Source organism: Roseovarius sp. THAF27 (genome assembly GCF_009363655.1).
In the GTDB taxonomy this organism is placed as follows: domain Bacteria; phylum Pseudomonadota; class Alphaproteobacteria; order Rhodobacterales; family Rhodobacteraceae; genus Roseovarius.
This window is the reverse complement of the sequence record NZ_CP045393.1, coordinates 479,770-490,676: the sequence shown is the minus strand read 5'-3', so window position 1 is coordinate 490,676 and position 10,907 is coordinate 479,770. Positions and strand designations below refer to the sequence as shown.

Genomic DNA, 10,907 nt, shown 5'->3' with positions numbered 1-10,907 from the left:
ACCCCACCTGCCTTTCGCCGCACCCCCGCCGCGAGGCAGGCCATCCGGCCCGACAAGCAACCCACCTTCCCCCTTCCCGCCACAGCCGCTATCTTTCGCCCCATGACCGCCCCCTTGGATTCGCACACCGCCCTTGCCCTGCTCGACTGGCAGATCGACCTCGGCGCGACCGAGGCGATCGGCGACGCGCCCGTAAACCGCTACGAGGCGCCCGAGCGGATGACACCGATCAATCATCCCGACACGGCGCCCCAGATTCCCGCCAAGGCACCCGAGCTCGACACCGCCGCCGAGGCCGGGTTCGCCGCGGCCGAGGCAGGCTCTCTCGATGCGCTAAAATCCGCCCTCGCCGCGTTCGAGCATTGCGATCTGAAGCGCGGCGCGCGCAACCTCGTCTTCTCAGACGGCCACCCTTCCGCCCGCCTGATGATCATCGGCGAGGCCCCGGGCCGCGACGAGGACCAGCAGGGCAAACCCTTCGTCGGCCGGGCCGGGCAACTCCTGGACAAGATGCTGGCCGCCATCGGCCTGTCGCGACAGAACGACGATGCCGCCACCGGCGCCTACATCACCAACATTCTGCCCTGGCGCCCGCCGCAGAACCGCGATCCCAACCCGCAGGAAATCGCGATGATGCTGCCTTTCGTCGAACGCCACGTGCAACTGGTCGACCCCGAAGTGATCGTGCTCATGGGCAATATCAGCTGCCAGGCGGCACTTGGCAAACGCGGCATCACCCGTCTGCGCGGCCAGTGGACCCAAGCCTTCGGCAAGCCAGCCCTGCCGATGTTTCATCCCGCCTACCTCTTGCGCAAACCCCATGAGAAACGCGCCGCCTGGGCCGACCTGCTCGACCTTCAGGCCCGCCTCGAAGGACAGACATGAAGATCCTCGCCTTTTCCGATCTGCACCTCGCACGCGCCCGCGCCACCGAAATCGTGGCCTCCAGCGCCGAGGCCGACCTGGTGATCGGCGCGGGCGACTTTTGCAACCACCGCGCCGGGTTGGACGAGGCGATGGAGATGCTGTCCGGCATTGTCGCTCCCATCGTCGCGGTACCCGGCAATGCCGAGAGCTTAGACGAACTGACCTCGGCGGCCCTGCCCAACATGACCGTGCTGCACGGCACCGGAACCACCCAGGGCGGCCTTTCCCTCTTCGGCCTCGGCTACGGCGTGCCCGTCACGCCCTTCGGCGACTGGTCCTGCGATCTGTCCAACGAAGAAGCCGCGGCGCTGCTCGCGCCATGCAAGACCGCCGATATCCTCGTCCTGCATTCCCCGCCCAAGGGCGTGGCCGACCTCACCTCGCTCGACATGTCCGTGGGCTCCACCGCCATCCGCGACGCGATCGAGCGCATTCAGCCCAAACTGGCCCTCTGCGGCCATATCCACGACAGCTGGGGCGTGACCGGGCGCATCGGCGCCACGCAGGTGGTCAATCTCGGCCCCCGGCCCAACTGGTTCGATCTCTGATGATCGACACGCTCACCCTGCTGGCCTTCGTTCCCGCCGCCGTGGCGCTGAACCTCACACCCGGCGCGGACATGATGTTCTGCCTCGGCCAGGGCCTGCGCGGCGGCCCGCGCCCCGCCGTCGCCGCAAGTGCAGGGATAGTGCTGGGCGGCCTGGTGCACGTCACCCTTGCGGGCCTTGGCCTCGGGGCCGCCGTCGCCACCCTGCCCTGGCTCTTCGACCTGATCCGCTGGGCCGGCATCGCCTACCTGCTCTGGCTGGCGTGGCAGGCCCTGCGCCACCCGCCCCAAGCCGGCGACACGCCGCCCGTCAAACCTGCCCGCGCCTTTCGCGACGGGATGGTCGTGAACCTGACGAACCCCAAGGTGATCTTTTTCGTGCTCGCCTTCCTGCCGCAATTCATCGACCCCGCCCGCGGCAGCGTGCTGGCCCAGTTCCTGCTCCTCGGCGCGGTCATCGCTGCGGGCGGCTTCATCGTTAACGCCGCCGTCGGCATCTTCGCCGGCGGCCTTGGCCGCCGCATGGCCCGCTCGCCTGGCTTTGCCCGAGGCATCGGCTATGTCTGCGCCACCATCTTCGCCGGCCTCGCCCTGCGCCTTGCCCTGATCGAAAGGAGCTGACCCGACCATGAGCCGCATCGACGACACCAGGGAGTTCATCCCGGTCCGCATCGCCGTCCTGACCGTCTCCGACAGCCGCGACCTCAGCCAGGATCGCTCCGGCGCCGTGCTGGTCGAACGGATCGAGGCCGCTGGCCACATCCTTGCTGACCGCATGGTCGTGCGCGACGAGCGCGACCAGATCACCGAGCAGCTGCGCGAATGGATCGCCAACCCCGAGATCGACGTGGTCCTCTCCACCGGCGGCACCGGCCTGACGGGCCGCGACGTCACGGTCGAGGCGCACAGGGACGTCTATGAAAAGGAAATCGACGCGTTCGGCACGGTCTTCACCATCGTGTCGATGAAAAAGATCGGCACCTCCGCCGTGCAGTCCCGCGCCACGGGGGGCGTGGCGAACGGCACCTACCTTTTCGCCCTGCCCGGCAGCCCCGGTGCCTGCAAGGACGCATGGGACGAAATCCTGTCCTACCAATTCGACTACCGCCACAGCCCCTGCAATTTTGTCGAAATAATGCCGCGCCTGGACGAACATTTGCGACGGAAGTGATCTTTGGCCGCGTATCAGCCCCATGAAACCTTGCCGCGAGCCTCTACCTTTATGGTATGACTGCCCCGCGCCAAGTGGCTTAAAAGGTTGATCTGAATGCGGTTCCTGCGCCACAGCCTGACCGGACTGTTCCTGCTGTCCCTGACAGTGGGCCTGTTCGCCTATGCCGGTCAGATCGTGTTCTCCGCCGTGCAGGAACGCATGAACGCCGAAACCGAAGCGCCCGAGCGGCGCGAGCGCGTCTTCGCCGTCAACACGGTCACCGCAGCGCCGGGTACGCAAACACCCGTCCTGACCGCCTATGGCGAGGTCGAAAGCCGCCGCACGTTGGAAATCCGCTCCGACACCCCCGGGCGCGTCACTGAACTGACCGCGCTTTTCGAGGATGGCGGCCGCGTCCGCGACGGTCAGGTGCTGGCCCGGATCGACCCGTCGGACGCGCAATTCGCCCTAGATCTGGCCCGCGCCGACCTGACGGATGCCGAGGCCGAGGTGCGCGAGGCCGAGCGGGGCCTTAACCTCGCCCGTGACGAGCTTGCCGCGGCGCAATCGCAGGCCGAGCTGCGCAAGCGCGCCCTCGACCGCCAGCTTGACCTCGAGGAACGCGGCGTCGGCACCGCCGCCGCCGTCGAACTCGCAGAACTCGACGCCGCCAGCGCAGAACAGGCCGTTCTGACCCGCCGCCAGGCCGAAGCCACCGCCGAGGCCCGCGTCGACCAGGCCCAGACCCGCCTCTCGCGCAGCCGCATCGCGCTGGCCGAGGCGCAAAAGGCCCTAGACGAGACCACGATCACCGCCCCCTTCACCGGCACGCTGCAAGGCGTCAGCGTGGTCGAAGGGCGCCTGGTCTCCGCCAACGAAAAACTGGCAGATCTCATCGACACCACCGCGCTTGATGTGGCTTTCCGCGTCTCCACCGCCCAGCACCGCCGCCTGCTGGATGAAAACGGCGAGTTGATCCTTGCCCCCGTGCGCATCCGTCTCGATGTATTCGGTTTGGAAATGGAAACTACCGGTCGAATCACCCGCGACAGCGCCGGCGTCGAGGAAGGCCAGACCGGGCGTCTCGTCTATGCCCGCATCGACGACCCCCAGGGTCTCAAACCCCGCGACTTCGTCACGGTCCTGATCGAGGAACCACCGCTCGACAACGTCGTCCGCCTGCCCGCCACCGCGCTCGGCTCGGACGGCACCGTGCTGGCGCTGACGGCCGAGGACCGCCTGCGCGCCGTCCCCGTCACGCTGGTCCGCCGCCAGAGCAACGACATCCTCGTCTCAGGCGACGGCCTCGACGGCCTGGAAATCGTGACCGAGCGCAGCCCGCTTCTCGGCCCCGGCCTCAAGGTCCGCCCCCTGGGCAACGCGCCCCAGGCCGACGACACTGCCCAGATGCTCGAACTTTCCGAAGACCGCCGCGCCCGCCTGCGCCGCTTCGTCGAGGACAGCCCCGACATTCCCGCCGCCATGAAGACCCGGCTCTTGGGCCAGCTGGAGCAACCACAGGTTCCGGCGCAGACTGTCGAACGGCTCGAACGCCGCATGGGCAGTTAACCCATGGTCCGTGACCTGCCAGACCGCGCCGGCGGCATCCTGTCCTATTTCACTCGCCACCCCACGGCGGCGAACCTGCTGCTCGTGGTGCTCGTGGTCCTTGGCCTTGCTGCCGCCCCCCGGATGCAGGCCCAATTCTTCCCGGACGTCATTATCGACGAGGTCAGCGTTTCGGTCCTCTGGGACGGCGCCAGCGCCGAGGATATCGACGCCGGCATCGTGCAGGTGCTGGAACCCGCGCTGCTGGCCGTCGAGGGCGTGGAAACCTCGCAAGCCACCTCGCGCGAGAACACCGCCAGCATCCAGCTCGAGTTCGAGCCGGGCTGGGACATGGGCCGTGCCGCCGACGATGTGTCGGCTGCCGTCGACAGCATCACCGACCTGCCCGAAGAGGCCGAGGAACCCCGCGTCACCCGCGGCGCGTGGCGCGACCGCGTCACCGATATCGTCCTCACCGGCCCCGTCGCCACGCCGCAGCTGGGGCAGTTCGCCGACGAGCTGGTGACGCGGCTCTACGATGCCGGCGTCACCCGCACCACGCTTCAGGGTGTCGCCGCCCCGCACACTATCGTCGAGGTGCCTACCACCAACCTCATCGCCTACGACATCACCATGGCCGAGATCGCCGCCGTGATCGCCGCCGAGGCCGACACCGACCCGGCGGGCGACGTCACCGGCGGCGCCACCCGCGTCCGCATCGGCACCGAGAAACGCGCCACCGACCAAATCGAGGCGCTGATCCTGCGTTCCAATCCCGACGGCTCCAAGCTTACCATCGGCGACGTGGCCGACGTGCGCGTCGAAGGCATCGACCGCGAACGCCAGTACTTCGTCGGCGACAACCCAGCCCTTCAGATCCGGGTCGACCGCTCCGCCAACGGCGACGCCCTCGCCATCCAGGCTCAGGTCGAGGAAATCGCCGCCCGTATGGAAGCCACCCTGCCCGAAGGCACGGAACTCACGCTCATCAACACCCGCTCCGACGCCATCTCGGGCCGTCTCGACATGCTCTTGGACAACGGGCTGACCGGCCTACTGCTGGTGGTCTCGCTGCTGTTCCTGTTCTTGAATGCACGCACCGCCTTCTGGGTGGCGGCGGGCATTCCCGTGGCGATGCTGGCGGCCATCGCGCTGATGTACGCCGCAGGGCTGACCATCAACATGATCTCGCTTTTCGCGCTCATCATCACGCTGGGCATCGTGGTGGACGACGCCATCGTCGTGGGCGAACACGCCGACGCGCGGGTGCGCAAGTACCGCGAAAACCCCGTGCAGGCCGCCGAACGCGCGGCGCAACGCATGGCCCTGCCGGTCTTTTCCGCCACCCTCACCACGCTCATTGCCTTCTTCGGGCTGGTGGCCATCGGCGGGCGCTTCGGGGACCTCATCATCGACATCCCCTTCACCGTGATTGTCGTGCTGATGGCCTCGCTGGTGGAATGCTTTCTGATTTTACCACACCACATGTCCCATGCGCTGACCCATGCGGGCAAGGAACGCTGGTACGACTGGCCCTCCCGGACCGTGAACCGTGGCTTCGTCTGGCTGCGCGAACGCGCCTTCCGGCCCTTCATGGCGCTGGTCATCCGCGCCCGTTACCCCGTGCTTGCCGGCATTGTCGTGCTCCTGGCCGCGCAGGCCGCGCTCTTCATCAGGGGCGACGTGCAATGGCGCTTTTTCAACGCCCCCGAGCGCGGCAGCGTGACCGGCAACTTCTCCATGGCCCCCGGCGCCACGCGCGACGACACGATTGCAATGATGCACCAGATCCAGACCGCTGTCGAAGACCTCGGCGCCGATTACGAAGAACGCTACGGCGCCAACCCCATCAAGTTCGCCATCGCCCAGATCGGCGGCAATTCCGGCGGCGGCCTCGCCGGGGCCGACACCAAGGAACCCGACCAACTGGGCGGCATATCCATCGAACTGATCGACCCCGACCTGCGCCCCTATTCCTCCTTCGCCTTCGTGGCCGAGTTGCAGGATGCCGTCCCCCGTCACCCCCTGACCGAGGAACTCAGCTTTCGCGGCTGGCGCTCGGGTCCCGGCGGCGACGCGCTCGACGTGGAATTCTACGGCGCCAGCGCCGAGACGCTCAAGGACGCCTCCGAGGCGCTCAAGTCCGCCCTGCTCGACTACCCCGAGGTGTCGGCGGTCGAGGACAATCTGGCCTATGACAAGCAGGAACTGATCCTCGAACTTACGCCGCAGGGCCAGGCGCTCGGCTTTACCATCGACGATCTCGGCACCGTCCTGCGCCACCGCCTGAACGGGATCGAGGCCGCGACCTATCCCGACAGCGCCCGCAGCGCCGAGATCCGCGTCGAGGTGCCCGAGTCCGAACTCACCGCCGACTTCCTCGAACGGATGCAGGTCCGCGCACCCACCGGGGCCTACCTGCCGCTGGCCGATATCGTCAGCGCGACCGAGCGCGTGGGCTTTTCCACCATCAGGCGCGAAAACGGCATCCGTCACATCAACGTCACCGGCGATATCTCCGAGGACGACCCCGCCCGCGCCGCCGAAATCAGCACCGCGCTGGAAACCGAGATCCTCCCCCGCATCGCCAGCGTTCACCAGGTCGAGTGGCAACTGGGCGGACTTGCCGAGCAGGAAAACGAGTTTCTGAACGACGCGCGGCTGGGACTGATCCTGACGCTGACCGGCATCTACCTCGTCCTCGCCTGGGTCTTCGCCAGTTGGACGCGGCCCATCGTGGTGATGTCCATAATCCCCTTCGGCCTTGTCGGCACGATCTACGGTCATGCCTTCTGGGAGGTGCCCCTTTCGATGTTCACCGTGGTGGGGCTTCTGGGCATGACCGGAATCATCATCAACGACTCGATCGTGCTGGTGACCACCATCGACGACTACGCCAAGGAGCGCGGCATCGTGCCCGCGATCATCGAAGGCGCCGTCGACCGCCTGCGCCCCGTCATGCTGACCACGCTCACCACGGTGTTGGGCCTCGCCCCGCTTCTCTTCGAGCAATCGACCCAAGCGCAGTTCATCAAGCCCACGGTCATCACGCTGGTCTACGGCCTCGCCTTCGGCATGGTCCTCGTCCTGCTGCTGGTGCCCGCGATCATCGCCATCCAGTCCGACGTCGCGCGCCAGACCGCCTCCCTGCGCCGCGCCCTGCGCTCCAAACCCGGGGAATTGCGCGGTGTCATGCTGGCGGGCGGACTGGCCATCGCGGCACTCTTCGCCGGCACGCTAGGCGCAGCGGCGGTCACCGGCAGCCTGCCAGGGCCGCTCTCCGGACTGGCCCTCGCCGCGCCGATGCCTACGGCGCTGCTGCTCTTCGCCGTTGGAAGCCTGTTGATCGTTCTGCTGCTCTATGCGGTGGTCGCGATCCGCCACGCCCTGCGCCGTCAGCCCGCCGAGCAGCCCTGAATATCCACCGCGCTGCCCCGGCTCAGCACCGTAAACCGCAGGCTCCGGCGGTCGACTGCAAACGACCGCCCGTCGACATGGCTCAGAACTGCACGCGTTACCAATGTTTCCCCCTGGCGGGTCGTTTCGGGCGCAGAGACCCAAAGCCTCGGATCACCCGCCTCGACCACCGCGTATTCCGACACGCCCAGTTTCGGCATCCGGATCGTCGCGATCAACTCGACGCCCCCCTCGACGGGCGACAGCCGGCAGGCCACGCTTCGAACGCCGGCCTCCTCGGCGCCATAGGGCCGCTCGGTCAGGGCTGCCACGATGGCCGGATCCGGCTTTTTCGCGGCACCTGGCAACACCTGCGCCACGTTCACGCTGATCGGCACGCAGATGTCCTTGCACACCCCGATCTCCAACTGACCCTCAAGACGCACGTCGCGCCCGCCCGCCTTGGGGCGAATGCGCAGCGGCACCACCACGTCATGGTCATAGCCGATCGTCATGAACCCGAATTGCGGCACCGGCTTGGGCGCGGGCCAGATCACGTCGACGCCTGACAGGTTGCGCGACCCCTGCCAGTTGAAAAGCGGCGGCACCCCGGCCTCGCCCGGACTGCGCCAATAGGTTTTCCATCCCGGCGCAAGGTCCAGCCGCAGGCCCGCGTAGTGGCTGCCATCCGCCGCCCGCCATCCCGGCAGCACCTCGACCCGCACCATGTCCGCGGTATCCTGGGCCGAAACGGATCCGGCGCACATGGCCAGAAGAGCAGCTTTCAATAGGGTCATGATCTTTCGCATGACGCCTCTCATGGCGGGTTTCACCGGCTTTGCCAATTCACATTGAAGCGAGAAATCCCGCCACTCTCAAGGTGGGATGGTTGCACAGAGCGCCCCGCACCCCCATCATGGGTTCTGCAACCAACCACCGGGGACCGCCTTGAGCGACATTGACCTGACCGGAAAACTGCTGATCGCCATGCCCGCCATGGGCGACGACCGCTTCGCACAGTCGGTGGTGTTCATCTGCGCCCATTCGCCCGAGGGCGCCATGGGCCTCATCGTCAACAAGCGCGCCGATGATCTGCGCCTCAGCGACCTTCTGGACCAACTCGACATCGCGCAGGGGCGCGACATGACCAACCTGCCCGTGCATTTCGGAGGCCCGGTTGAACACGGCCGGGGTTTCGTGCTGCATGATTACGGCTACCATTCGGCCATCTCCACACTCGACGTGAATGACGAATTCGCCATGACCGCGACGATGGACATATTGGAGGACTTGGCGCTCGGCCGCGGCCCGCTACGCAACATCGTGGCCTTGGGCTATGCCGGCTGGGGCCCCGGCCAGCTGGAAAGCGAATTGTCCCAGAACGCCTGGCTTACGGTCGAGGCCGACAAGGAAATCGTCTTCTCCCACGCCGACGGCAGCAAGTGGGAATCCGCCCTGCAAAAACTGGGCGTCAGCTCCGTTACGCTCTCGTCCGAAGCCGGCCGCGCCTGACGGCAAAAGCTTTATCAAAGCTTTTGCCAAATCTTTTCCGTAAAAGATTTGGCCCACCCCGCTTCACGCCGCGTAATCCGACCCTTCCGCGTCGAGAATCGCCATCAGTTCCGCCAGGTGCCGGTCGCCCTGCTCCGGATAGTCTTCCATCTCGCGCGCGGTCTTTTCGGCCACCTCGTCCGACAGCACCCGCAACGGCTGTCCCGTCTGCAACGCGCGGATATAGGTCTCGGCGGCCCGCTCGAAGTAGTACATGCGGTTGAAGCAATCGGCGACGGTATCGCCCATCACCAGGATGCCGTGATTACCCATGATCATCACTTTCTTGGCCGGGTCCCCCAGCATCGCCGCGCAGCGTGCGCCCTCGTCCTCGAAGGCAAGCCCTCCATAGCCGTTGTCGATGACGTAGCGGTTGAAGAACGTGGCGCAGTTCTGGTCGATCGGTGGAAGGCGGCTGTCGGCCAGGCTGGCCAGCACCGTGGCGTGGATCGAATGCACATGCATCAGGCAACGGTGATGCGGGCACGCCCGATGCACCCCGCCATGCAGGCCCCATGCGGTCGGGTCCGGCGCACCGGGGCGCTCCAGCGTCTCTGGGTCGTTGGCGTCGATCAACAGCAGGTCCGATGCCTTGACCCGGCTGAAATGCACCTGGTTGGGATTCATCAGGAACTGCGTGCCGTCCGCATTCACCGACAGGCTGAAATGGTTCGCCACGGCCTCGTGCATGTTCAGCCGCGCGGTCCAGCGAAACGCCGCCGCCAGTTCCACCCGCTCTTTCCAATGGGCGATGTTCGCCACTGTATCGTGGTGTCCAGTCTGAAGCATGGTACATCTCCTTGTCCGGGGCTGGGCTGCAGACTGCGCCAACGAAGCAGAATTTTCAAACCCGTTTCCACGGATGTCGGGACCCGTTTCTCCCGGTCCTTCAAGAATTCGTGCTCCGATGGAAATCTCCTCCTCGTTCGCGCGTTCAAACTGCAGAAACATGAACGCACTGAAGGCGCCCCGACGCAATCGGGTGCGTCACCAGTCGATTTTGAAAAGGAGACGATCATGACGCACTCCAATATCCTCATCATCGCCACCTCTGCCAGGCGCATGAGTGACGGCGAGCCCACCGGCCTCTGGCTGGAAGAACTGACAACGCCCTACTACGCGTTCCGCGACGCGGGCGCGAACGTCACGCTCGCGTCCATTTCGGGCGGGGAAATACCCGTGGATGCCCGAAGCCTTGCCGAAGAAGACGACCGCGAAGCATCGGTGCAGCGCTACATGGACGACACTGCAGCCCGGTCTGCCGTGGCCGGGACACCGCGCTTCGATTCCCTCGATCCGTCAGATTTCGACGCTGTCTTCCTGCCCGGCGGGCACGGAACGATGTTCGACTTTCCCGACAACCCCGACCTTGCCCGCCTGATCGAAACGTTCGACCGCGACGGCAAGCTCATCGCCGCTGTCTGCCACGGTCCCGCCGCCCTCGCCGGACCGACGCGGCCCGACGGCGCGCCGTTTGTCGCCGGTCGCAAGGTGGCCGCATTCACCGACAGCGAGGAACGCGCCGTGGGTCTCCACAAGGCCGTGCCGTTCCTTCTGGCGTCGCGGCTCAAGGCTCTCGGTGCCGACCATCACAGCGCTCCGGATTTCCAGCCTTTCGCCGTCCGGGACGGCAACCTTATCACCGGGCAGAACCCGCAATCCGCCGAGAAGGTCGCACAGATGGTGCTCGACGCGCTGGATCGGAAAAGGCAGGCCGCCTGACCGTCAGGGAACGCGAATTCACGCAAGCGCCTGCACTCGTAGGGTGGGTGAAATCCCACCCTG

Annotated in this window: 10 protein-coding genes; 8 read left to right on the top strand and 2 right to left on the bottom strand. The window is 66.4% G+C overall.

Features of this window, described 5'->3' with window-relative positions; translation table 11 throughout:
• Positions 1 to 102 precede the first annotated feature (102 nt).
• The 6 genes from FIU89_RS02490 to FIU89_RS02465 all read left to right on the top strand — a co-directional run bounded on the left by FIU89_RS02490 (position 103) and on the right by FIU89_RS02465 (position 7,592).
• The gene (locus FIU89_RS02490) at positions 103 to 885 is read left to right on the top strand and encodes a uracil-DNA glycosylase family protein (RefSeq protein WP_152491151.1); all 783 of its coding nucleotides are present in this window, start codon (positions 103 to 105) and stop codon (positions 883 to 885) included.
• Positions 882 to 1,475, top strand: coding sequence for a metallophosphoesterase family protein (locus FIU89_RS02485; RefSeq protein ID WP_152491150.1), 594 nt, complete (start codon positions 882 to 884; stop codon positions 1,473 to 1,475). Before FIU89_RS02490 ends, FIU89_RS02485 begins: the two co-directional genes overlap by 4 nt.
• Positions 1,475 to 2,095: a LysE family translocator gene (locus tag FIU89_RS02480; protein WP_152491149.1), complete on the top strand. Its 621-nt coding sequence runs from the start codon at positions 1,475 to 1,477 to the stop codon at positions 2,093 to 2,095. Before FIU89_RS02485 ends, FIU89_RS02480 begins: the two co-directional genes overlap by 1 nt.
• A 7-nt stretch (positions 2,096 to 2,102) precedes the next feature.
• Entirely contained in the window at positions 2,103 to 2,645 is a 543-nt protein-coding gene (moaB, locus tag FIU89_RS02475) for a molybdenum cofactor biosynthesis protein B (RefSeq protein ID WP_152491148.1), read from the top strand.
• A 96-nt stretch (positions 2,646 to 2,741) separates the two neighbouring features.
• Positions 2,742 to 4,196, top strand: a complete 1,455-nt coding sequence (locus FIU89_RS02470) for an efflux RND transporter periplasmic adaptor subunit (protein ID WP_152491147.1) — start codon at positions 2,742 to 2,744, stop codon at positions 4,194 to 4,196.
• 3 nt (positions 4,197 to 4,199) lie between these two features.
• Positions 4,200 to 7,592, top strand: a complete 3,393-nt coding sequence (locus FIU89_RS02465; protein WP_152491146.1) for an efflux RND transporter permease subunit — start codon at positions 4,200 to 4,202, stop codon at positions 7,590 to 7,592.
• Here FIU89_RS02465 and FIU89_RS02460 read toward each other — a convergent pair.
• Entirely contained in the window at positions 7,571 to 8,368 is a 798-nt protein-coding gene (locus FIU89_RS02460; RefSeq protein ID WP_254701772.1) for a protein-disulfide reductase DsbD domain-containing protein, read from the bottom strand. The genes FIU89_RS02465 and FIU89_RS02460 overlap by 22 nt on opposite strands.
• 160 nt (positions 8,369 to 8,528) lie before the next feature.
• Here FIU89_RS02460 and FIU89_RS02455 point away from each other — a divergent pair, with 160 nt between their 5' ends.
• A complete protein-coding gene (locus FIU89_RS02455; RefSeq protein ID WP_152494371.1) occupies positions 8,529 to 9,083 on the top strand; it encodes a YqgE/AlgH family protein in 555 nt (184 codons plus the stop codon).
• Between the two features lie 63 nt (positions 9,084 to 9,146).
• Here the strand turns inward: FIU89_RS02455 and FIU89_RS02450 are convergent, their stop codons facing one another.
• Positions 9,147 to 9,911 (bottom strand): class II aldolase and adducin N-terminal domain-containing protein, encoded by a 765-nt coding sequence (locus FIU89_RS02450; RefSeq protein ID WP_152491145.1) that lies wholly within the window; start codon positions 9,909 to 9,911, stop codon positions 9,147 to 9,149.
• Between the two features lie 228 nt (positions 9,912 to 10,139).
• On the opposite strand from FIU89_RS02450, the gene FIU89_RS02445 reads away from it, so the two are divergent.
• The gene (locus FIU89_RS02445; protein WP_152491144.1) at positions 10,140 to 10,844 is read left to right on the top strand and encodes a type 1 glutamine amidotransferase domain-containing protein; all 705 of its coding nucleotides are present in this window, start codon (positions 10,140 to 10,142) and stop codon (positions 10,842 to 10,844) included.
• Positions 10,845 to 10,907 lie beyond the last annotated feature (63 nt).

What these genes read in the sequence shown, in the direction of transcription:
- FIU89_RS02490 (WP_152491151.1), top strand. Translation starts at nt 103, where the DNA reads ATGACCGCCCCCTTGGATTCGCACACCGCCCTTGCCCTGCTCGACTGG.
- FIU89_RS02485 (WP_152491150.1), top strand. Translation starts at nt 882, where the DNA reads ATGAAGATCCTCGCCTTTTCCGATCTGCACCTCGCACGCGCCCGCGCC.
- FIU89_RS02480 (WP_152491149.1), top strand. Translation starts at nt 1,475, where the DNA reads ATGATCGACACGCTCACCCTGCTGGCCTTCGTTCCCGCCGCCGTGGCG.
- moaB (WP_152491148.1), top strand. Translation starts at nt 2,103, where the DNA reads ATGAGCCGCATCGACGACACCAGGGAGTTCATCCCGGTCCGCATCGCC.
- FIU89_RS02470 (WP_152491147.1), top strand. Translation starts at nt 2,742, where the DNA reads ATGCGGTTCCTGCGCCACAGCCTGACCGGACTGTTCCTGCTGTCCCTG.
- FIU89_RS02465 (WP_152491146.1), top strand. Translation starts at nt 4,200, where the DNA reads ATGGTCCGTGACCTGCCAGACCGCGCCGGCGGCATCCTGTCCTATTTC.
- FIU89_RS02460 (WP_254701772.1), bottom strand. Translation starts at nt 8,368, where the DNA reads ATGACCCTATTGAAAGCTGCTCTTCTGGCCATGTGCGCCGGATCCGTT.
- FIU89_RS02450 (WP_152491145.1), bottom strand. Translation starts at nt 9,911, where the DNA reads ATGCTTCAGACTGGACACCACGATACAGTGGCGAACATCGCCCATTGG.
- FIU89_RS02445 (WP_152491144.1), top strand. Translation starts at nt 10,140, where the DNA reads ATGACGCACTCCAATATCCTCATCATCGCCACCTCTGCCAGGCGCATG.